Annotated in this window: 19 protein-coding genes; 7 read left to right on the forward strand and 12 right to left on the reverse strand. The window is 48.8% G+C overall.

Going from position 1 to position 22,150, the window contains the following annotated elements; translation table 11 throughout:
* Positions 1–141 precede the first annotated feature (141 nt).
* Genes ACJJIF_RS02250 through ACJJIF_RS02260 form a run of 3 tightly spaced genes read right to left on the reverse strand, consistent with a single transcriptional unit; the run spans position 142 to position 2,193 of the window.
* Positions 142–576, reverse strand: a complete 435-nt coding sequence (locus ACJJIF_RS02250) for a biopolymer transporter ExbD (RefSeq protein ID WP_444930621.1) — start codon at positions 574–576, stop codon at positions 142–144.
* A complete protein-coding gene (gene exbB / locus ACJJIF_RS02255) occupies positions 576–1,529 on the reverse strand; it encodes a tonB-system energizer ExbB (protein ID WP_444930622.1) in 954 nt (317 codons plus the stop codon). The genes ACJJIF_RS02250 and exbB overlap by 1 nt, the downstream gene beginning before the upstream one ends.
* Before the next feature lie 31 nt (positions 1,530–1,560).
* Entirely contained in the window at positions 1,561–2,193 is a 633-nt protein-coding gene (locus tag ACJJIF_RS02260) for a biliverdin-producing heme oxygenase (protein ID WP_444930623.1), read from the reverse strand.
* A 227-nt stretch (positions 2,194–2,420) separates the two neighbouring features.
* Here ACJJIF_RS02260 and ACJJIF_RS02265 point away from each other — a divergent pair, with 227 nt between their 5' ends.
* The 4 genes from ACJJIF_RS02265 to ACJJIF_RS02280 all read left to right on the forward strand — a co-directional run bounded on the left by ACJJIF_RS02265 (position 2,421) and on the right by ACJJIF_RS02280 (position 9,365).
* Positions 2,421–2,936, forward strand: coding sequence for a sigma-70 family RNA polymerase sigma factor (locus ACJJIF_RS02265; RefSeq protein ID WP_444930624.1), 516 nt, complete (start codon positions 2,421–2,423; stop codon positions 2,934–2,936).
* Between the two features lie 29 nt (positions 2,937–2,965).
* Positions 2,966–3,952 carry a FecR domain-containing protein gene (locus ACJJIF_RS02270; RefSeq protein ID WP_444930625.1) on the forward strand — a complete coding sequence of 329 codons (987 nt, stop codon included), beginning with the start codon at positions 2,966–2,968 and terminating at the stop codon, positions 3,950–3,952.
* A gap of 259 nt (positions 3,953–4,211) precedes the next feature.
* Positions 4,212–6,923, forward strand: a complete 2,712-nt coding sequence (locus ACJJIF_RS02275) for a TonB-dependent receptor (protein WP_444930626.1) — start codon at positions 4,212–4,214, stop codon at positions 6,921–6,923.
* 18 nt (positions 6,924–6,941) lie between these two features.
* A complete protein-coding gene (locus tag ACJJIF_RS02280; RefSeq protein ID WP_444930627.1) occupies positions 6,942–9,365 on the forward strand; it encodes a PKD domain-containing protein in 2,424 nt (807 codons plus the stop codon).
* Positions 9,366–9,509: 144 nt separating this feature from the next.
* Here ACJJIF_RS02280 and ACJJIF_RS02285 read toward each other — a convergent pair whose 3' ends face one another.
* From ACJJIF_RS02285 to ACJJIF_RS02300, 4 genes are read right to left on the reverse strand one after another with little or no spacing between them, the layout of a single operon-like run.
* Positions 9,510–10,604, reverse strand: coding sequence for an SAVED domain-containing protein (locus ACJJIF_RS02285; RefSeq protein WP_444930628.1), 1,095 nt, complete (start codon positions 10,602–10,604; stop codon positions 9,510–9,512).
* Positions 10,601–11,125 carry a Mov34/MPN/PAD-1 family protein gene (locus ACJJIF_RS02290; RefSeq protein ID WP_444930629.1) on the reverse strand — a complete coding sequence of 175 codons (525 nt, stop codon included), beginning with the start codon at positions 11,123–11,125 and terminating at the stop codon, positions 10,601–10,603. The genes ACJJIF_RS02285 and ACJJIF_RS02290 overlap by 4 nt, the downstream gene beginning before the upstream one ends.
* Entirely contained in the window at positions 11,073–12,830 is a 1,758-nt protein-coding gene (locus ACJJIF_RS02295; protein WP_444930630.1) for a ThiF family adenylyltransferase, read from the reverse strand. Before ACJJIF_RS02295 ends, ACJJIF_RS02290 begins: the two co-directional genes overlap by 53 nt.
* On the reverse strand, positions 12,830–13,837 hold the full coding sequence (locus ACJJIF_RS02300; protein ID WP_444930631.1) for a nucleotidyltransferase domain-containing protein: 1,008 nt from the start codon (positions 13,835–13,837) through the stop codon (positions 12,830–12,832). Before ACJJIF_RS02300 ends, ACJJIF_RS02295 begins: the two co-directional genes overlap by 1 nt.
* A gap of 646 nt (positions 13,838–14,483) precedes the next feature.
* Here ACJJIF_RS02300 and ACJJIF_RS02305 point away from each other — a divergent pair.
* Positions 14,484–15,698, forward strand: coding sequence for an AAA family ATPase (locus ACJJIF_RS02305; protein WP_444930632.1), 1,215 nt, complete (start codon positions 14,484–14,486; stop codon positions 15,696–15,698).
* Here ACJJIF_RS02305 and ACJJIF_RS02310 read toward each other — a convergent pair.
* The 5 genes from ACJJIF_RS02310 to ACJJIF_RS02330 all read right to left on the reverse strand — a co-directional run bounded on the left by ACJJIF_RS02310 (position 15,695) and on the right by ACJJIF_RS02330 (position 20,110).
* Positions 15,695–15,853 carry an ATP-binding cassette domain-containing protein gene (locus tag ACJJIF_RS02310; protein WP_444932305.1) on the reverse strand — a complete coding sequence of 53 codons (159 nt, stop codon included), beginning with the start codon at positions 15,851–15,853 and terminating at the stop codon, positions 15,695–15,697. The genes ACJJIF_RS02305 and ACJJIF_RS02310 overlap by 4 nt on opposite strands.
* Positions 15,854–16,064: 211 nt before the next feature.
* The gene (locus ACJJIF_RS02315; RefSeq protein WP_444930633.1) at positions 16,065–17,546 is read right to left on the reverse strand and encodes a ricin-type beta-trefoil lectin domain protein; all 1,482 of its coding nucleotides are present in this window, start codon (positions 17,544–17,546) and stop codon (positions 16,065–16,067) included.
* Positions 17,547–17,842: 296 nt separating this feature from the next.
* A complete protein-coding gene (locus ACJJIF_RS02320; protein WP_444930634.1) occupies positions 17,843–18,124 on the reverse strand; it encodes a 2TM domain-containing protein in 282 nt (93 codons plus the stop codon).
* A 153-nt stretch (positions 18,125–18,277) separates the two neighbouring features.
* A complete protein-coding gene (gene maiA, locus ACJJIF_RS02325) occupies positions 18,278–18,907 on the reverse strand; it encodes a maleylacetoacetate isomerase (protein WP_444930635.1) in 630 nt (209 codons plus the stop codon).
* A gap of 72 nt (positions 18,908–18,979) precedes the next feature.
* On the reverse strand, positions 18,980–20,110 hold the full coding sequence (locus ACJJIF_RS02330) for a homogentisate 1,2-dioxygenase (RefSeq protein ID WP_444930636.1): 1,131 nt from the start codon (positions 20,108–20,110) through the stop codon (positions 18,980–18,982).
* Between the two features lie 272 nt (positions 20,111–20,382).
* On the opposite strand from ACJJIF_RS02330, the gene ACJJIF_RS02335 reads away from it, so the two are divergent.
* Both ACJJIF_RS02335 and ACJJIF_RS02340 read left to right on the forward strand, forming a co-directional pair.
* On the forward strand, positions 20,383–20,883 hold the full coding sequence (locus ACJJIF_RS02335; RefSeq protein WP_444930637.1) for a MarR family winged helix-turn-helix transcriptional regulator: 501 nt from the start codon (positions 20,383–20,385) through the stop codon (positions 20,881–20,883).
* Positions 20,884–20,909: 26 nt separating this feature from the next.
* Positions 20,910–22,100: an amino acid aminotransferase gene (locus ACJJIF_RS02340; RefSeq protein WP_444930638.1), complete on the forward strand. Its 1,191-nt coding sequence runs from the start codon at positions 20,910–20,912 to the stop codon at positions 22,098–22,100.
* Positions 22,101–22,150 lie beyond the last annotated feature (50 nt).

The following is a 22,150-nucleotide window of genomic DNA, read 5'->3' on the forward strand; positions in this document are numbered from 1 at the left end:
GTAGCGCCAGCTCTGATTGGGGTTGCCACAAAAAATAGGCGGCGACCAGCCCATGAAGGGCTAGAGCACTGCAAAAGGCGATAAGCGATAATAGAAATCGCGGGCGCCTTGTCGATCTTGCCTTCGGGCCAGCGAGGAGACTCATGGGGTTGCAGCCGCCGGTTTATCCAGCCCCACCAGGGCGATCTTATGATACCCGGCGTTTGCGAGCCGATTCATCAGATCCATTAGGTCTCCATACTCGACTTTGCTATCGGCGCGCAGCAGGATTTGCTGTTCGGTACCAATTTCATAAGCCTGAAGCTCTGTAGCCAAATTCTCCCGTTGAATAATTCGGTCCTCACCGAGTGTGAGGGTGAGGTCTTTTTGTAGGGTGAGGTACTTGGGGTCATCTGCCGGGGGCTGCTGGGGAGCGGCAGCAGAGGGCAGATTGACCGGCACGTTCACCGTAGCCAGTGGAGCCGCAACCATAAATATAATTAGCAATACCAACATCACGTCGATAAACGGTGTGACATTGATATCGTGCTGTTCCGGCAGCTCTTCGCCGCTGCCGCCTTGTAGATTGAATGCCATTAGCTGACACCCTGTGTCAGGGGAGCTATGCGCTTTTTAGTTTCGCCAAACTGCTCGGTGAGGGGGCGCGCATTGGGGTGGTGGCGGTCTAGATCGCGACTAATCAGTACCATTAATGCGGTAACGATATCGGCCAGCAGGGCTCGATAGTTGCCAATAGCGCGGGAGAAGTAGTTGTAAATCACCACGGCTGGAATTGCCGCAACCAGACCTATCGCTGTAGCCAGTAGGGCTTCTGCAATACCCGGGGCGACCACCGCCAGGTTGGTGGTTTGGGTTTTTGCTATCCCGATAAAACTGTTCATGATTCCCCACACGGTACCGAAGAGTCCGACAAAGGGGGCAACCGAACCGATGGTTGCCAGGATGCCGGTACCTCGGTTCATATCGGTGGCGAGTGAGGCTTGCACGCGCTCGAGGCGAGCTAATACGCGCTCTTTTAGGCCGTCATCAGAAACCGGACCGTCGGCAGAGAGCGCCAGTTCGTGGCGGCTGGCTTCCACCAGCAGCAGGGCGCCGCCGGCTTGGCCGGACAGCTTTGATTCGGCGCTGGCAAATGTCTTACTTTGGATAAGAATTGCCAGTAATTGTTTGGTTTTGCGGCGGGCTATTACCAGCTGCACGGTTTTAAACAGCCAAATTGCCCAGGTCAAAACAGAGGCCAGCAACAGGCCGATCATCACGCTTTTAACTACGATATCTGCGGCGTGATACATTCCCATCGGTGATAAATCGTGGGCGCTGAAAGCGGTCTCGCCGATATTGGCGGCGCTGGGGGAAGGTGAATTAGTTTGATCTTTTGCCAGTGCTACAGTGTTTTCTGTATTTTTTTCGGGCGCAATTTCTGAGTGGTTTAGGACGCTCGAGTGCGAATTATCTTCCTGAGAAAACGCCGGTAATGAGGCCGTTGTGCTAGCTAGTAGACACAAAAAAATTATTGTCCAGATCTTCATTACCGACTCCCGACTTCTGGTAAAAATAAATTTAGGCTGTAGCGGGCGCTAGCAGCTGCTCGACATTTTGTCGTGCAAAGGCAAAGGCTTGTTTGGCCCCTTCGAGGGCGGTTTCTTTTTGCTCTTCGCTCAGTTCAAGCGCGTCTAGCGCGGTTTTAAATTGGCGCCAGTGTAACCCGCGACCATCTTCGTGTCCCGCTAAGTGGCGCGCCCCGAAAGTTTCCGACAAATCCAGATGCTTGCGCGCATATTTGAGAAGGAACGCTGCTCCCAGGTTGGAGCCTTCGACCACGTAGAGCCAGCCCAGTGCGGTGTGGAAATCGGCAATCGTAACTTCTGTTGCCGCCTGCTGATCAGCGTCCAGATCGCTCTGGGGCATCTCAAAATCAGCACAATCCTGGAGTACGGCTGCGGAGCGATCTCTCTCTTTCAAACCCGGCAAAAAATTATTTAATTCGTCGCTTTGAAACCACTCGGATACCGCCTGGTGCAGGCGCGATTGAGTGCGAACAAACAGTGCATAGCGCTCCCGGTTGGAAAATGGTGACAGGGACATAATGCGTTTATCGAGGCTTTCGTGCGTTGTGTTGGTGCCTTCCTTCAGCCAAGCGGAAAAGGTGGGCTCTGTCGGTTCAACGGTTTGGCATTCAGCGGGATTGGTCACGGTTTTTTTCCAAAACAAATTAAACAATAACCGCCCGGTTAATCCGGTGGCTTTGTATGGGGTGACGGACCAAATTGAAATTAACCCATCCTTTTAATCAAAATTTTTTTAAAACTCCCCTTGGTTATTCCAAATTGATATAAAATTTTTAGCCGGCCCACTTTAAGTGAGAATAGATATCATTTACAGTCCCCGCCCTCAAAAGAATACAGTGCAAGGTCTGAGTTTTGGCCCCTGAAACCCCTTCAACTCCAGGATTTAATGAGCTTTACCAAGAGCACCACGAGTGGCTTGTTCGCTGGATAGCGCGCCGCACCCCGGGTGTTGATAACGCTCAGGATTTGGCCCAAGACACTTTTATGCGTTTGCTGGACCGCCCGAGCCTGCCGGCGGGCATCCGCAGCCCCAGAGCCTGGCTGACCAAGGTAGCGGGCAACCTGTTGATTGATCAGGCTCGCCGCCAAGTGTTGGAAAAAAATTATTTGGCATTGCTGGAGAGCTTGCCCGAGCCGGAGTGGCCCTCCCCGGAGGATAAGTGGGAGCTGTTGGGGGTTCTGGAGCAGATCGACCAGCTACTCGGCGGTCTGCGCCCGATTGAAAAGACCGTATTTTTAATGGCGAGGCTGGATGGCCTGACCTATCGCCAGGTGGCAGAGCAGCAGGGGCTGAGTCTTTCGTCGGTGGAAAAATACATCGCCAAGGCCATGCTCAAATGCTATGCCGCTGTTTATGAAAATGAATAACTCCCTGCGCACACGGACTTTGCCAGCTGATGTCTGATTCCACCGATCAAATCAAAGAAAAAATTCCCGAGGCGGTTTTGCTCCAGGCGGTTAGCTGGCGGGTGCGATTGGGGTCTGGAGAGGCGCTTGATTCTGAGCGGGATGCGTGCCAGCAATGGCGTTCGGCTAATCCACTGCACGAGCTGGCTTGGCAGCGGTTCGAGCGGATGGAGTCCCCTCTGAATAAAGCGGCGAGCCGAGCCCCTCGTTTGGCGCATGCCACTTTGGCGCAAACTGATGCAGAGGTTCGCCGCTTGAATCGCAGGGCGGCACTTAAAACGATGGGTGGGGGTGCCCTGGGCTTATTTGCCGTCGGTTTAGTGGGCTATGACAGGGGGTTGGTGGCGCGTATTTCTGCGGATTTCTCCGCTGGCGCAGAGTCGGCCCACTACACCCTGAATGACAGTAGCCAGGTCTGGCTAAACGCTGACAGTGCTATCGAGTGGAAATCGGGGGCTGAATACCGCTCTCTGGTTTTGAGTCGGGGCGAGATGCAGCTCACCAGTGCTGCCGACCCTCGCCCAATGCGAGTATCTGTGTCTCAGAGCCAAATAGTCTCTGCCGGCTCGCGCTTTTTCCTGCGCAATGGTGGCGATCACACCATTTTGCAGATTTTGGAGGGCGCCGTGCAGGTATTTCCCAAGGTGGGTGGCCAGTCTTTTGCCGCGAAAGCGGGTCAGGCTTACCGCCTTTCTGGCGGAGAGGCCCTGGCCTTGGATGGCAAGATGTTTGATTACAGTGGCTGGATTGATGGCGTACTGTCCGCCCGCCGTATGCCGCTGGCCGAGCTGCTTGAGGAGCTGTCCCGTTACCGCAGCGGCTTTTTGCGCTGCGATCCCAAACTGGCCAATCACTTGGTCTCGGGTGTTTTCCAGCTGCACGATACCGATATGATTCTTAAGACCCTGGCGCGTTCCGCAGGTGCTGAACTGCGCTATGTCACTCGCTGGTGGGCGGCTATCCAACTTCCCAGCTGATGGAGGTTGCCCACCTCTCAATCCTTCCCTTTTTGGCTCCGTGCTTGCCCGATAATTTTGGAGGCAGTTGCTCTTAGCCTCTGCCTCGGATAGTGCCGACAAAATTTATCTTTTGGTGCTTATTTTTCCTTTTCGCGACGCCCAAAGTGGCCGATTTCCCGTTAAAGCGAAAAAAACAAAATAATTCTCATTTAGATTACGGGTTTTTGATTTTCGTTCGGCTTCCTAGTTATACACCTGAGAATAGGAAGCCGCTTAAATGCAGTCCCGCGCCCCCAAACACATTTTGCCCACCCTGTTGGCACTGTTGTTGGCCGTAGTCCCCGTGTCGAGTTTTGCCCAAGCTCAACAGGGTAATACCGCACTGATTGAATTCAGCTTGCCCGCTGGCAACCTGGGTGACGTGCTCAATCTGTACTCGCGCCAAGCTGGGGTAACGCTCTCTTTTGATGAGAGTCAGGTGGAAGCGATTTCCGTTCCGGCATTGTTTGGCAGCTACCGTGCAGAAGAGGCCCTGTTGAGTCTGTTGCGCGGTACCAATCTGCAAGCGGTTCCAGTTGGTAGCGGTGCCTGGTTGATTCAGCCTGCTGGCGAGCAGGGTTTGATGGTACTGGACAGCATCCAGATTGAGACCCGCGATAGCGATGAAAAAGATCAGGTATTTCGTGAAGCGGGCTCAGTAAATATCCTTACCCAGGAGCATATTGAGCGTTTTCGCGGTACCAGTGTCGGTGATGTTTTCCAGGGCACCCCCGGTGTTTTGATTAGTGAAAACCGCAATTCGGGCGGCTTGGATGTCAATATTCGCGGGATGCAGGGACAGAGCAGGGTGCCTGTTTTAATTGATGGCAGCCGTCAGGAAACGACGATTTATCGCGGTTACTCGGGTGTTTCCAGTCGCAGCTATATCGACCCGGATCTGATCGGGTCACTGCGTATTGATAAGGGCCCGGTAATGGGGGCCGAGGGCACCGGTGCTACCGGCGGTGTTGTCAGTGTAAGTACTTTGCGCGCTGAAGATGTTGTAAAACCCGGCGAATTGTCGGGCTTTCGCATTCGTGTCAGCGGTGTCGGCAATAACACCGCCGCCCCCGAGGCCGGCACCTATGCTGGTTACCACCTGCCGCGCAGTGCATACCGCTCCGACTGCCGCTTTGCTAGCTACTGTACCGATGAGTACCTAATGCCGGACAGTTTTGCCCCGGATTACGGTATGGACAGGCCCAGTTTGTTGGATTTTGAGGGCTATGCAGCGAGCTTTGCCGGCGCCCAGCGTTTTGAGTGGGGCGATTTGGTGGTGGCTCACGCTCAGCGCGAGCAGGGGAATTACTATGCGGGCACCGATGGCCCCACACCGGAGGTTGTCATTGGTGAGCCTGAAGAATTGGCTTGGTATACCGAAACCCCAGTTTCACTGGAGAGTGAACTGGGGGAGATCACTTACCGTGCCGGAGAGCGCATTCCCAACACCAGTTTTTCCAGTGATTCCTGGTTGCTAAAAAGCAGTCTTCACCTGCCCAAGGATCAAAGCCTGGAGTTGGGCTATATCCGCTATAGCAGTACTTATGGCGAAATGATGCCCTCGCAGGTTATTTCTCTTTTCGGTCAGGCGCGGGAGTGGCTAAACAGTGATGTGCTCAACCAAACTTACACCGCGCGCTACCGCTGGCAGCCGGTGGAATATGACTGGGCCGATTTACGTATTAATTTTTGGCATACTGATTCGGTCACTGACCTGAATACTCCAAGTGTGAACTCCATCGATCTGGAAGACAATACCGCACGGACTGATGATTACCAGCGTTTTGGTTTGGATATTACCAACAGTATGCACTTCTACCCCATGGGTGAGCTGCGCTGGGATTACGGTATTACAGCCCAGTGGGAAGACTTGGATACTGATACCCTTGAAACTGAAGGTTTTTATGCCGGCTCCCGCAGTGGTAGGCGCGATGAGTACAGCGTCTTCACTAGTATGAAGTGGCAGCCATGGCCGGAGTGGACTCTGGAGTCGGGACTTCGCTACACCCATTTCTCTTCAAAAGACAATAATCCCCTTCCGCTGAGTACCGATTCCGAGGGTTGTGTGGACGATGGTGAGGGGGGCTGTGAGGATGTTTACTATAGCAATAGTCACTCCGGTACCACACCAATGGTGGTTCTGACCTGGGAGCCGAGTAAGGGTTTGCAGTTCTATGCCCGTCATGCGCAAGCCTTGCGTATGCCGAGCCTATTTGAAAATACTACCGGTTTTTCTGTGAGTCCCGCACTGGATATTTCCCTAAAGCCTGAGCATGCGAAAAATAATGAAGTTGGGATTAATTATCTCAATGGCCAGTTATTTGAGGCTAACCACCAGCTGCGAGTGAAAGTTGCCTACTTTGAGAATCATGTGGATGACTATTTGACTCGCACTCAGACCAATGCCTGGGAGACAGAGCTGGATACTCTCTTCGACTTTTTCCGTATGCGCAATATCGAGAGCCTCGACCTTGAGGGTGTGGAGTTGAATCTTGGATACGATGCTCACTGGTGGCTAGTTGAGCTGAGTGGCACCAAGTACAGCCATATTGAGGCCTGTAATATCGGCAGTTATGTGCGCTATTACTGTGCTAATTGGGGTATCGAAGATAGTTATATCAATAATATGGTCCCACCCAACTGGCATGCCAGCGCGCATCTTGGCTTGCGTTTACTCCAGGAAAAATTGGAGCTGGGGCTGCGCGGCACTTTTACGGGTGAGCGAAATCCCGTTTCCGATCACAGCGCAAGCGCTGGATTTACTGAGCCGGTGTTGTGGCAGAGCTATCAGCTCTGGGATGTTTATACCAGTTACCAATTTAACGATAGTTTTTCGGTAGATTTCACTGTCGACAATATCACCGATCAATATTACATCGATGCCTTGAGCCTTGGCCTTGTTCCCGCACCGGGACGCACGGCGAGACTCAGCCTGACTTATCAATATTAATTGTTTGGAGTACCACAGATGAAAAGAGCAGTAGCCCTTGTCGGCATGCTATGTCTGTCTCTCGTACTGGCCGCCTGTGGTGGCGGTGGATCGGGTGGCAGCTCAAATAATAAACCCACCGCCAGTATCAGTTTGTTGTCTCCTGTAGACGCGACCTTCTCCCTGGCTGATGGCGATGTCACTGTTCAATTGAATGGTACTGACAGTAGTAGCCCAAGGGATGCAAACCTCAGCTACCGCTGGGAATTGATCGAGTGGCCTGAACTCAGTTTTGCAGAGCTGGCCAGCTCGGAAGATGCCTACACGGAATTTACTGCTGACCTGCCGGGCGACTATGTAGTAAGTCTGATTGTGGATGATGGTACTGAGACCAGTGAAGCAGATCGTCTGACTTTGACTGCGACCAGCCCGAATCCTGTGGCGATTACTGAGCCTGTACACAGTATTATTCTGGGAACTGGTACTCTGGGGCTCGATGGTAGCTTAAGTACTCCTCCAACAGGGGAGGTAGGGGACCTGGAATACCTATGGACCCTGGTCGAAAAGCCTCTGGATAGTGCTGCTTACCTGACTAATAGCGACTCTACTCAGGCTACCTTACACCTGGATATCGAAGGTGACTACAAGCTTGAGTTGGTTGTTACCTATAACGGAGTTGCCAGTGAGCCTGCAGAAGTATTGGTAACTGTTTCAGCCGGTGACGCCCCCCCCGTTGCGGTAACAGAAGACCAGACGATTACTCTCGGTGAGGAAGTGGTACTGGATGCAAGCGAGAGTTATGACCCGGAAGGTAATGCTCTGCAATACCGCTGGAAGTGGGATTCCAGCCCGGTCGAAACTGATGGTGTTCCAGTTCCCGAATTGGAAGGCGAAACAACCTCTACTCTCAAGTTCACTCCGATTGCAGCCGATACTTACAATTTGATTTTGTTTGTTTTTGACGGCGCTAGAAAAAGTGAAGAGCGTGAAGTTACGATTGTTGTCGAAGCTGACTCCGAAGCAGAAGTGAATGAAGCTCCGATTGGTGAGATTGAAGCTACCGGTTACTTCCCATCCTATAGTATTGGTGAGCAAGAACTGGGTCTTCGTGCGGAGTTTACTTTTGTTGGCTATGACCCCGAGGGTGACGCCCTGCAAATTATTGATGCAGAGCTGATCGAAAAGCCTGAAGGCAGTGTTGCTGAGTTGGTTGATATTGGTTCCTGGAAGCCGCTGGGTAAGAAAATCCAAGAGCTGGATGTGGTTGGTACCTATCGCGTAAGCATGACCGTTTCTGACGGAGCCAACCAGATAGACCTGGAGGCAACCATGGAGGCCAAGATCGGTGGCGTAAATGGCTATCCTTCTACTCGCAGTGTCGAGGCCCAGTCCAAGTCTGTTCTAGTTGGTAAAAAATTGGTCTTTGATGCTTCCAGTAGTGACCCCAATGATGACCCTATGACTTTCCACTGGGAGTTGGTAGACAAGCCCGATGGCAGTAATGCCGAGATTCAGCCGGTTAAAGAATCGGAGTCTGGAGAGCTTCGTCGAGCAGAGGTGCTTACCGATGTGCCCGGCTCCTACACGGCGCGCCTGATCGTAAGTGATGATCGCGGTATGTATGCCAAGACTTACTCTGAGGATGATGGTCTTGCCAAAGAGTCCAATACCGCACCGGAAATTCGCGCTGTAACTTGGACCCGTAACTGGGGCAGTTTATCGACTGGGGAAGATTACTATCAAATCTTGCCGTGTATGTCTCTGCTGCATCGCCCGGTGGTGGTTGATGCCGATGGCGATGAAGTTTATACCTACGACGAGTTAATTAGTGCTCCGGAGGGTGGCGAGCACACTAGCTACCCGGACAGTGATGACTGTGAAAACACAACGGGCACGGTGTTTTCCAAAGCGGGCACCTATGTATTCCGCTACTACGCCACGGATTTGATTGACGATGCTCCGGAATATGATTTTGTTGTTGAAGTTGAGCCGCTAAGCGATGCCAAGGGTGTGCGTTTGCGTAACATCAACTCTTGGGATGAAAGTCTCTGGCTGCCAATGCCCTATGAAAATATCCCGACTTATGGCACTCCGTCTAGCTTGCAGTGGGATACTTCTGCTACAGAAGAAGAGTATTTGCAGTGGTCGCTGACAGCAGCTGATGCCGACTACACTATTGAGAATGTTCAGGTTCAGCATATCAATGGTGACCTGGATAGTTTGACACCTTGGTTTGAGGGGTTGGCAGAGGGGCAGGTAATTAGTGAAGGGGAGTCTCTTGAGTTTAAGACCTGGATGCCCGCTGTTCCCTGTATCCGCACTGATGATAAAGCAGAAGGTTTCCACTTCTCTTTCAACATCAAAGAGATCCCTGAGCTGACCTTTACCTATGAAACCTGGGTGGCGGCGGATGATGGCATCTTTGGTGACTGGAGAGAGTGTGAGGCGGGAGAATTAGATTAATTTTTCCGAACATGCTGCTGTATTTAGATGTGCTATTTTGTTAGTTATATGACGATAGCAATCTCTACGAGAAAGGGCATCTGTTAAGGATGCCCTTTTTTGTTGGGGGGGTAAATCAGCTATATTTGTCCTTTAGGTACATATCTATCTAGTAGCACCACTCACATGCACTATTTTCCCATTCGATTCAAAGCAGTTGATCATGACTCCCCATGGGTACTTTATTTGTTCAGTTCTGTTGTACTCGTAGACGATACACTGAGGGTGATTACGACTTATTTGCCGTCCCATAGAGAAGTTAAATGAGGCTTGAGCAGCACAAAAGATGTGTACCTTTTCTACTCCATCACTGTTTAGGCGCTTTAATAATTCACGAAACTCTGATTGGAAAGCTTGTACTTTTTCCAGAGACCTCATGTTATCGTATTTAATATCAGGCATTGTTACGCGAATACAAGGAAATGTTGGGGCAACTTTTCGAACGTCCTCAATGCTAACTGGATGGCTTATCTCCATGATTAAAACTACCTCAGATGTAGCTTGATAATCCTTAAGGTCAACAATTGGTTTATTGCTATCACTATATCCTCCCAGCTGATACCAAGAGCTCTCGTCTCTATCATAATCCCATGTAACTAGTTTATAAGTATTTCCGAGAATATAACCCGCCAGAAAACCAAGAGGGACTGGAGGGGTGCCTCCGTAGTGAATTGTAATTTCTCTACTGCCTGCCTGCTGTATTTTTGACCTTAACGTGTCTATAAGCGAATGCTTCGTAAGTGATGTGGCCCCATCGGGATCACTCACAACATTATTTGAATAATATGGATACAAATCAATTGGTAAAGTATCACTACCACCAGGCAATCGGGAGACTGAATTTACCAAAGGGCTGCCGAGTTTTTCTCTTAACGCCGTATGCTCAATAGTTAGATTGAGTATTTTTCTTCTTTTTTTAATTATGTAAATAGATTCCCCAATAACCATCAACAGACCAATAATGCCTACACCTGTTAACGCCCATTCTAAGAAGGAGCTGTTATTGTTAGCTTCTATAGACACTAAGGTTGTCGCGCCATCCGCAGTTCTATGCATTGCCTCAACAGAAGCCAGATTAGCCCCGCCAAAACCTGTCATGCATAAAAAAATACCTGCCTTCATTACTAAATTAACTGGCTTTGTAAGCCAAGTTAATATCTTCCAGGAGAATGATTTTAAAAAATTAATAATATCTTTCATTTTTGATTGTATTTTTCCAGCTTAATTAATTTTCCGCTACCTGCATCTCCTTCCCAGCAAGCTAGCTCTTTAGTTCCTAGAATTAAGAAGTAGAGCTTGTTGCCCTCATAAGTGTCATTTTCTAGTACATTAAGCCAGTCCCTTATGTCTGTTTTCGAGGGGGTCGGGTAGGGCTCTGGGTGAGAGTGCCAATTGCCAATATAAGCGTAGGTAGAACTCGATTCACGCCACTTTCTATGAGCATACTTTTCATGTCCTTTGCCTCGATAAAATGTTGTGCGCGTCCTCCGGTCTCCTCGCATTGGCCTTGAAATATCATCAACAGCAATATGTGTGGAAGCGAGCAGGTGTCTACCGAGGAGCAGCCCACCTCCCTCGAGCGATGTGCATTTTAGCTGTCGGTATCCTAAAAGCGATTTAACTACCTGGTCATCAATTATTAGCCGGCACCCATCAGGCTTACTGAACCTAATGGTCTGATCCACAGGCTTTGCAGTTGTTGGCAATATAGCGATGTTCATCTTGTAACTGTTTATCTTCTGCTTTCTTATACCAAACCGATGCTTGGTGGCCATTCTCTTCCAGCTCTTCAGACGCACCTCTCCAGCTGTATATAGTATTTGATCGATGCCCATCGAGAACTCGTACCACAGCACGCGTTGCTAAAACTGATGTTTGTAAAGCGTCTAAATTTGAATACGGAGTAAATACACCACTACATCCACCAATATGCTTACTTATTGTTTGGCCCTGCGCTATGAAGCTAGTTCGTGGATGGGGCTTGAACCCCGATGATCTGGTGTAAAGGCATTCCAAACAACCTCTTTCCCCCGGGCAGGCAACTTGCATCACATGCCCACCAATACCGAATCCGTCCTGCCATGCATAAATTACTGGAGTACTGATGTCGGATTCATGGTGATGGATATTCAGCGCTAACTCTGAACTAAAGTCACCTGTTGCTGATATCACAGCGTCGTAATTGTTCAGATCAATTTCCTCAATGAACTGGCGGATATTTGCTCTTGCAGTTAAAACCTTGACTCCTGGTATGTTTAGCTCAATTTCCCATCTCAACGCATCCACCTTGGGGACCTGTTGAATAGAATCAATAAAATTTGCACCTAGTGCATGGCGATGGATATTTTCCGGCGTCAATATATCAATATCAATAAGATACATCTCACCTACACCCGCCTTAGCCAAGTTCATGGCAATATGCGATCCAACTGATCCACACCCAAATAAAAGAACTTTTTTTTCTGATAAGCCGGTGTTCGCACCGCCTCGTGTTTTCAAATACGTAGGCGATTGATTTCGTAGATGTAGCGGCATAACACTCCAGCCTGCACTTGAAGCCTTAGCTGGATGTTGAGCTTTCTCTTTTCGGTGAAAACGCACTCCCCATAGGGCAAGTTCACCATTAGGCTTGGGGTGTGAAAAAACAATGCTAAAAAAGTTCGCCCATTTTTCACTTTCTATCCAACGAAAGTACTTCTCAAGGACATTAGGTTTAGCATGATTTTTTATAAGATCAATGATATCTTCCGCAGTCCACAAAGACAGTAAGGGTGGTGGCTCTATTTTATCAATAAGAGGTATATACGGTATTTTTCTCTGCTTTGCTCCCTTGATCCTGTTTATCGGTGCGTATAAAGTTTTCTCGTTTAGCTTTTCATCGATAACGGCTAAGATATTAGGGTTATTTGTCTTTCTGGAATTTTTAGTATCTTCAAATGCAGTAAGCGTTTTAAACTCACTGCCCAATTCAAAGAAACATAGAGTCGTTGAGTAGTCAGAAGGAAGGCTTTCCCAATAGTCTTCAAATTCCTGGTGCAGGTCCATTCTTGAAGAGTCTTCTGAGTGCTCTTTTAATGTAGCAAGTGCTTCTACTATACATCCTTTCAGGACACTCACAGGATCCCTTATGTCTGCAGCTAATCCTTGAGTGTCTTTATAGCAAATACTACCCTTCCAATTCAGATGTCCGAAAGGAGCAAATGGTGGATCTACTAGCAAGGATATATTAGGCAGAACATAGGGAAAATCATCAGGGATACTAATAGCTAAATCCCAATACATTTCTTCGTATTGGGCAGAAACTTTATAGATAGGTAGAGAGCTGCCCGGTATGGCTAATGCTTGATTCGGCTTGAACTCTTCAAAGCTATTGATATAGGGAAGCGACTCAAAAGCCGCTTCTATAACTGCAACATCCAGATCCATTAAGAGGAAGAGCCTGTGTTATTAATACTAATTGTTGCAGCCTTTGCTGTTTCCGATACTGGCGGCACAGGGAAATTGGGGAGATGTTTTTTAATCTCTTTGCATCCCTTGTCAATTCTTTCCTCTTTTTCTGCGAAAACTAAAGCTTCTTTTAGAGCTTCAAGTTTTTCTTTTAACTCTGTCATTTGACGGTCAGTAAGCTTTTCAAATACATCGTTACCTGGCGTTACTGGTAAGAGAACTTTCAGTCGATATTGCGATTTGCCATTGTCATCAATACTAACCCAGTTAAATGACCCAATGATGTTCGAGATCGTTTTACGTAAAGCTATCAGATCATTGGGGGTATCTTCATAAGTATCTATTTCAGGCGAAAAATGATCCATTGCCGCCAAACATAGCCCGATACTCGGTACGGTATAACTGCTAAATTTCTTGCTCTTCCAGGCTTTAAGATACTTTACGATACGCCGAAATTGGTAGCGCTCACTATCATTTGAGTATTTCCCGTTAATCTCTTCGTTCAAACCCTCGGGATCAGATTGAACCCAGACCTCTGAGGAAGCGCTCTTACCCCAGGCAAGATCATATCCATTTGAATCATCACGCTTTACATAGACAGGCATATCAACATGGTAATCAGGCGTCCCATTTTTCATGTACTGAGTAGTGATACAGGGGTTCTTGATTACCGGAGACCTGCTGGTATGCTCAAGAGCTTCTTTCACCAGCTTCTTAAGCTTCATTGCACCAATGTCATCCTTAGTGCAGTCAAATAAAACACCAACATCAATGTCGTAGTCACCATTTGCCGGGTTAATGCCTGTATAGGTAGCGTAAGAGCCTTGAAGCAGGTATTTATCAACACTTGGAGCGTCATCGTTGTTTTTCAGTGCTGCTTCAAGGTTCTGCTTTAGGATCTCTCGCTTTTCTCTCAATAGCTCTTTTTCGTTTGAGAGTTTGATGTCATCATGAAAGGTGTCAAATTGTTTCTGTAAATCAGCCATATTATTCTGCTCGCTTCTACTTAAGAGTTTGTACGCTGCTGTAATCCCTAGTGCTCCTAGGGCCACAATTGCCAATGGATTCATAAAGTTAGTGCCTTAAACAATCAACCTGGATGAACAAGCAAACTGGGTATGTAACCACTCAAGATGGCAGAACCATCTCTGTACAAGCTGTGTTTACTGAACAGGGAGGGGGAGAAGCGATTGATCAATGCTGTTGTACACTGCGGAATATCTCTGCAGATTCCATGAATGGACTGTATTTTTACTAGATTACTCACTTACCAAGCCTCCATATGCCACGTTATCAACGTTATTTCTCTATACCTGGAGGCTTTTTATCGTATTCATGCCACTCTTGGTCATTTTAAGAGATTTTTTCTCCTTAAGTCGTAGGTTATATTATCACCAATTATTTTCAGTGCAACCCATTTAAGAGATTTTTTCTCATTAGGCGCGCAAAATATGCCAAAATAGACTGAAAGGATATGTTCTTGGAGGGAGATTCTCCTTAACTGGTTAAAAAAACATGCTAATTAAATTTCGTGTAGGCAATTTCAGCTCTTTTCGTGAACCCGTTGAATTTTCGATGATTCCAACACGGGAAAAAGCTCATCGCGACCTACATCTATACAAGTCACATTCAGTGAAGGAGCGTGATCTTCTTAGAGCAGCTGTCATATATGGAGCCAATGCTTCTGGTAAGAGTAACTTTATCAAGGCGTTTTCTTTCGCCGAGAAATTTATAACTAAGGGAGTCAGGCCTCAAAGGGCGATTGGGACTAGTGCATTTAAATTAGATCAAGATTGTAAGGGCCGTCCTTCTTGCTTCTATTTCGAAATTCAAATGGAAAGCAAGATGTTTTCTTATGAGTTCTCAATTACCAATGAAGCCGTAATATCTGAAACACTTAGTGAGCTTACTAAGACAAAGACTAAGCTGCTTTTCTCAAGATCATTTAATAACGAGGAGAATAAATTTGAGTTTGGTGGATTCGCAGAAAAACTGAGCAAAGAAGGCAAACAAAAGTTAAATTTTGTTGGTGAAGGAACACGGAAGAATCAATTGTTTTTAACTGAGAGTATAGAAAGGAATCTAGACTTCTTTAAACCAGTGTATGACTGGTTTAGCAAGTACATTAGAGTCTTTACACCACAGAGTATTGGTCATGGAGTAGAGTTTAGGCTGGGCAATGATGAGGAGTTTAAAGAGTTCCTGGCCGAAGTGCTATCTGAATTTGACCCATCAGTTGTAGGAATCGAGTCTCAGTTAGTTGACGCTGAAACCGCTTTAGATTTTCCACCTAGATTGTTTGAAGATCTAGGGGATGAACTAGACAACGGTGTAGCAGTATTTGTTGCTGATGTTGTCAAAGGTAACCGATCTGTGGTTTTGAAAAAGGATGGGGGATTGAAGCTGCTTAAGATTTTTACGCAACATGAAAGTATAGATACTGGAGAAAAGATCACATTTGATTTAGAAGAAGAATCAGATGGTACAAGAAGGCTTATTGAACTTGCTCCGTTATTTTTTGAGCTATTGAGGTCAGAAGAGGTGGTAGTCGCATTTATAGACGAGCTTGATAGAAGTTTACACCCCTTGTTGACTAGACGGTTACTGGATATTTTCTTGCGACATCGAAAAGACCACATGGCCCAAATAGTAATTTCTACACACAACTCTGTATTGTTAGACGTAGATTTATTAAGAAGAGATGAAATATGGTTTATAGATAAAGGGGATGGGTCATCTAAGCTTAAGTCGCTGCAAAGAGACTTTAATCCTAGATATGACAAAGATATAAGAAAAGATTATCTCTACGGCTCATATGGCGGTATTCCCAGAATTAGACGTAGTTAACTACTCGGCTCATCAAGAATCAGGGAATTTGCATCTGAGAGCCCTGCACCTAATAGTGCAACACGCATAGCCTCTCCGCCGCTCAAGGTGCAGGCAGGGGTACTTGCTTCAAGATGGCTCAAGTCATTGCGCTCAAGCGCTTGAAGTAAGGAAATGGTCGATGATCAATAAACAGTGAGTTGGTGATTTAGAAATACTGGAAGGAACACCGCTATATGTATGTTTCTCAAGCTCAGAACTTGATACTTGTTATTTTTAAGTGTCGTTTTTTCATAAAAAGCCCATTCGGTCGAATAGGCTTTTTATGTCGAGAGGCTACCCCCCCTTTGCTTGGGGGCAAGTTCTGTAGGATATGGCCTAAAAATTCTAAAAGCTATCTTGCTCCCAGTCGTCGACTGCTTCTAACACAAACTGTTGACTCTTATCATTTTCGTCACACTTGTAAACCTGAAGACGCTCCCCCTCCTCGGTTGAACTGCCCGGCGCATCTATGCAGTAGGACCAGTCTTCATCACGGTTCTGAATAGTGCCATTTTCCTGAATTTGCCACTTCTCTGAGTTGCCACCATCGCAATCCCACAGGTGCATTTTATCGCCGTTGTCGGCGGAGCCGGTATTGTAGTCAACACAGTACTTGTTGTTGCCCTTGGGGCGGAGCTGGCCCTCGGCAGTGTAAACAAATTGCTGCTTATCACTGGAATCACAGCGGTTCATATTTAGGTTGGAGCCATTGCTATAACCTTGGGAAACAGTCATGCACAAATCAGTGTTTGAGGCGGAGCGAAGTTGCATATATCCGGGTAGGCTTCTTCTTACCCCGACAAAAGGAATTGTCGTGCCGGCATAGTCTGGAGTGGTGGCTACTGTGTCTGGGTCCATACCGATTGCAGTCGCACCCTGTGCGATTGCGATAAATATATAGCCGTAATCGGTATTACTAAAATCGCCAGAGCTATCCCACAGGTGCATCAGTTGTTTGCTCTCGGAAGCGGCATTGGCAGTAATCTGGTAGTGGTCACCGGCTTGAACATTACCACAGAATATTTTTTGTGAGCTATCGCTGTCTATTGAGTCGATGTTGCCAGAAAATTCCTCTGGATCTGCGGTATCTATGTCTGGGCACAAGAACGCATGTATGTCATAGCTGTCCAGGGTGGATTCCATTCGGTCATTGACATTGCCTGTTTGCCCACCGGTGAAAACAACAATCACTTTCTTATTGTTGCTTAGCAAGCTGTCAACACTGGGCCAGCCAATATTTTTTAGTGTGTTGCGATAGTTTGTTGAGGGGGAGCTTTGCTGCAAGTGTGTCAACATATCCTGGTAGCTATACTGGAGATCTCCCAATTCTTGTTGGATATACTGGTCTAGTAAATAAATCTCATCGGCATACCAAGCATTAAACCAATCCAAATTGGTTTTCATATCGATATATAGCATTAGTGGTGCTTCGATGGTATTGCTGGACAGCCAGGATTTAATATCGTCTAGGCAGTGTTTCAGGCGGTCATCATCCCCGTTACTGTTGCACATATGGTTGCCAATATCTGATTGGCCGTGGGAGACATAGGGGCCGAGACTGCTTCCCTGCCAGGAATCGTGATCTACAATATCAATCTCCAGTGATCGGAAGCCTTTGTCTAACCAGTCTGTCAAGGTTTCCCCACTCTCTAGCCGCTCATAGCTGTTATGGGGCTGTAAATAATAAATTTCATCGATACGATGCTCTTCGCTGATGGTTTCTGCTCGATAATCGGGCCAGTGAAGTGAGTTGGCATTACTGTTGGTGGCCAGAGGGGTAAGGATCGATAAGCATAAGATACCGGCAGAGATTTTATGGGAGGGCATTAGGGTTCCTGTTGTCGGGTTGAGTACTGTAGTTGTGGTTTGTTATATAAAAAGCGTGTTAATAATTTGTTACTGAGATTTTATGCTGGGGTTTGTGTCCTTTGCTGGGGGGGAAGACACTCAGATATTTTTCAGGTACAGATATTTAAGGGGTATTTTTGTTAAAAAGTTGAACACTGCCGCAGTGCTGGGTCGATTTGTGAGAGAGCGCGTGGGTGAGATGCGCCCCCGTAGCCAAAATAGGCAGCTGTAGTAAAGCTTGTGCTGACTGCGTTTAATCGTAGCTGAGCCAGCCTTTATTTTTTTCCCATTCTTTTTTCTACCTGCTTTTTCTCCCAGTCTTCGCCAAAGAAGTCAAAGAGATTGAAAGTGCCAATAGCGTGGGAGGCGAGGCCGATACCCCAGCCGAAAGCTGCCCATAGTGACCATAGGTATTCGGGAGAGAATATTAAATTGACTATGACGAGCCCGGAAATAACCAGCAGGTAGGTGATTAGGTGCTGGTAGAAACTCTTGAGCTTTTTGACATGCTCAATGACGGCCCTCTCTTTATCGGAGGTTTGATCTTGAGAATTCATAGTGATCCCCTTGGTTGAGTGGCACAGCAGTGGAGCCAGCTTTTTTATTTAAATTATTGTTTCAATCCAGGGGCGATATTAACCACAGGCGGTGGAGTGTGGCAAGCGGGAATAGGGCGGATACCCGGTGGGAGCGGGCATCCGCAGGTGAGGTTATACAATACAGTCTGGTTGTTTCGAGGGGTGGGCCTCGATAAAGGCGGGCAGTTCACTACAGGCTGCGGCAATTTCCTGGATTTTGGGATATTGGGTCATATCCAGGCCAAAGCGCTCCGCACTGTATATCTGCGGTAGCAGGCAGCATTCGAATAGACCGGGTGTATCGCCAGCGGCGAAGGGGGTCGGTTTAAGCTGTGTCTCCAGTGCGGAGAAACCCAGGTGTATCCAGTGTTGAATCCACTGTATTTTTTGTTCATCGCTCACTTTGAGTTCGGCTTGGAGATACTTTAGAACCCTGAGATTCTGTATGGGCTGGATATCGCTGGCGATGTTGTGTGCGAGTGCGCGGATATGTGCGCGGGCCTCAGGAGACTTCGGCAGGAGTGCCGGCTCGGGGTGGGTTTCATCCAGCCACTCCAAAATGGCGAGGGACTGGGTGAGGCTGATGTCACCGTCATTCAGCGTTGGCAGCAGTCCCTGGGGATTTAGCGCGCGATAGCTTTCACCGTGTTGATCCCCCTTGAGCAGGTTTACCGGGTGATACTCATATTCCAGGCCCTTCAGGTTAAGGGCGATGCGCACCCGATAGCTGGCGGATGAGCGGAAGTATCCGTAAAGGTCCATTGCTTTTCCTTTTCTTTGTTTTAATGTTGGGCTGGCTTGCCAGCCTTTAGTTGCCGTCTGGATACGACTTGTTCACTTGGGTTTCCAGGAGTTTACATAATCTGCCAGTTCCACGGCATGGGCGTCTGGGAGAATATCCCAAGGGGTGCGGCTGTCGATCATTACGGCCACCTCGTCGGTTTCCTTGCGCGCGTGGCGGGCACCGGTGGCAAATGCCTTGGGGTGGGGACCGTGGGTAAATCCCATGGGGTGTAGGGTGAGCATGCCGGGGTGGATATTGTCGCGGCTAAAAAAGTTACCCCGGTGATAGAAGATAAGTTCGTCGAAGTCATCATTGTTGTGGAAGAAGGGAACCTTTAATGCGCCGGGGTCACTCTCAATCGGGCGCGGCACAAAAGTGGCCACGACAAAGCCCTGTGCCACAAAGGTGGTGTGAGCTGAGGGCGGCAGATGGTAGCGGTGGCTCATCAGTGGGCGTATATCGCGCCAGTTGACGCGTACGGCCAGGTTATCCCCGGTCCAGCCACAGGCATCCAATGGGTTGAAGGGGTAGGTGATGATCGATAGCTGCTGCCGGGCCTTGACCACCACTCGCCACTCATCTTCACCCTGTTGATCGCGAAACGCCGCATCCATACGGGGCACATCTAATATTGCCGGGTCAAAAATTGCGTTGGGCCCGACAATCCCTTTTTCCGGGAGCTGGAAATGGCTACCTAGTGCCTCCACCATCAATAGCTCCAGGGGCTCATCCTCGGTGGGAGTCAGGCGCCACAGGGTGCCTCGGGGCAGTAGTATATAGTCGCCGTCGCGAATGGAGAGGTGGCCAAAATCGCAAAACAGCGCCCCGCTGCCGTTGTGTACAAATAGCAACTGGTCGCCATCGGCATTGCGGACTAGGTGATCCATCGGGGTCCGGCAGCACCAGAGGGCAACCTGACTATCCTGATTGCGCAGAATGGGTTTTTGGTCCCAGGGGCTCTGGCCGCTGTGTTGCATTTGGGTGCTATCGAAAGCGTGGGGGCGCAGTGGGCCTTCAAACTGGCTCCAGCCCGTCGGCGGGTTGCGGTGATAAAAATGGGTGCAGGGGCCGAAGAACCCCTCTTTGCCCATCTCTCGCTCATAGCTGTTTGCCGGGAAATCCGCGTGGGCTTGGCGGCTGGTATTTCCTTCCGTGCGGGGAAAGCTGATCCACTGTTTCATTGTGTGGCCTCGCTTTGGGGCAACTGCTTTGCAAGGGTGGTGAAAAGTTGCACATCTCAATGGCCCCTACACGCAAATTTCTTGCGCTATAGAGCCAATTAGCTCGCAAAAATGGCGCAAAAAAACCTATACTGTCCGGCCATTTTTTCATCGGGGCCGGTCACTGTCAGAGAAGTATTTGTGCCAAAAGTGGTTACAATTGAAACCAATGTTAGTTAAATTGGACATCAGGTACAACCGGGATTCCCGAGCAGGTAGGTTTGAGGGCAGCCATGAATATTGATCAAAACACGCGACCCACTGTTGTTGAAAACGACGAGCTGCGCCTGGAGAAATTCTTACCATATCGCCTTTCGGTACTCTCTAACCGGGTGAGTAATGCTATTGCGCAAGCTTATGGTGCGCGCTTCCACCTCACCATTCCCGCGTGGCGGGTGATGGCGATTTTGGGTCGCTTTCCCGACCTATCCGCCGCTGAGCTGGTTGAGCAGACTGCGATGGATAAAGTGGCTATCAGCCGCGCTGTCTCCTCCCTGTTAAAGAATGATTACATTACCCGCAGTGAAGATCCCGGGGACAGGCGCCGCCAGGTGTTGAACCTGTCGGAGTTGGGGCGCGATATTTACGCTCGCATAGTGCCGCTGGCTCACCAGTACGAGAATGACCTAATGGCCTCCCTGTCCGATGAGGAGCGGGGGCAGTTAGACGGCATTATTGATAAGTTGATGGTGCGCGCAAAGGAGTGGACTGAGCGCGGCCTCGTTAATGAATAAATGACATAACTAAGAGGAGTTTTCAGATGTTTGAGCATTTAAACAGTCTTCCGCCAGATCCGATCCTGGGCCTTTTGGCCAGTTACCGCGCGGATGAAAACCCCAGCAAAATTGACCTCGGTGTTGGTGTCTACAAGGATGAAGCCGGGCACACCGCCGTTCTGCAAGCGGTAAAGGAAGCGGAGACTCGCTTGTTGCAGAGCGAGGAAACCAAAGCCTATATCGGTCCAGCGGGTACGCCGGGCTTTAATGCCGCGATGCAGGAGCTGGTTCTGGGGGCTGGCCACCCGGCGCTTGTGGGTGGGCGCGTGCGCTCGGCACAAACCCCCGGTGGCTGTGGTGCATTGAGGGTGTTGGCGGAGCTGATTAATCGGGCCAAAGCCGGAGCGACCGTGTGGGTGAGTGATCCCACTTGGGCCAACCACGTACCCCTGCTGGGCAATGCGGGCCTGCAAATCAAGAGCTACCCCTATTACGATCGCGCTACCAGCAGCCTGCAATTCGACAAGATGGTCGAGACCCTGAAAGATGTGGGTGAGGGCGATGTAGTGTTGTTCCACGCCTGCTGTCACAACCCCTGTGGCGCGGACCTGTCCCGCGAGCAGTGGAAGGTGTTGGCGGAGATGGCGCAAAAGCAGGGCTTTACCCCGTTTATTGATATGGCTTATCAGGGATTTGGAGAGAGCCTGGAAGAGGACGCCTACGGTCTGCGCCTGATGGCCGAATCGGTACCGGAAATGCTGGTTGCCGCTTCCTGTTCGAAAAATTTTGGCCTTTACCGCGAGCGTGTCGGCTTGGCGATGGTGATTTATGCAAATGGCGAGGCTGCCGATAAAGGTCACAGCCAGATGCTGAGCGCCATTCGCGGTAATTACTCCATGCCGCCTTCCCACGGTGCCGCTATCGTAGAATCTATTCTTGGGGATGCGGGGCTGAAGGCGAATTGGGAAGCAGAGCTTACCGAGATGCGTGAACGCATCAACAGTTTGCGTGCTGGCCTGGTAGAGGGGCTGGTTGCCGCTGGTGCTGCAGGTGAGTTTGGCTTTATTCGCCAGCAGAAAGGCATGTTCTCATTCCTGGGTATTAATCCGGAACAGGTACAGCAGTTACAAAAAGACTATTCCATTTATATGGTGGACTCGAGCCGCATCAGTATTGCCGGTTTAAGCTCCAATAATATGGAATACTTCTGCAAGGCTGTTGCCAGCGTGCTGTAAATTCGGCACATTTAAGGGTGAGCGATACGCTTACCCTTAAATTTATTTGT

Source organism: Microbulbifer regidiadema (SeqCode) (genome assembly GCF_052467605.1).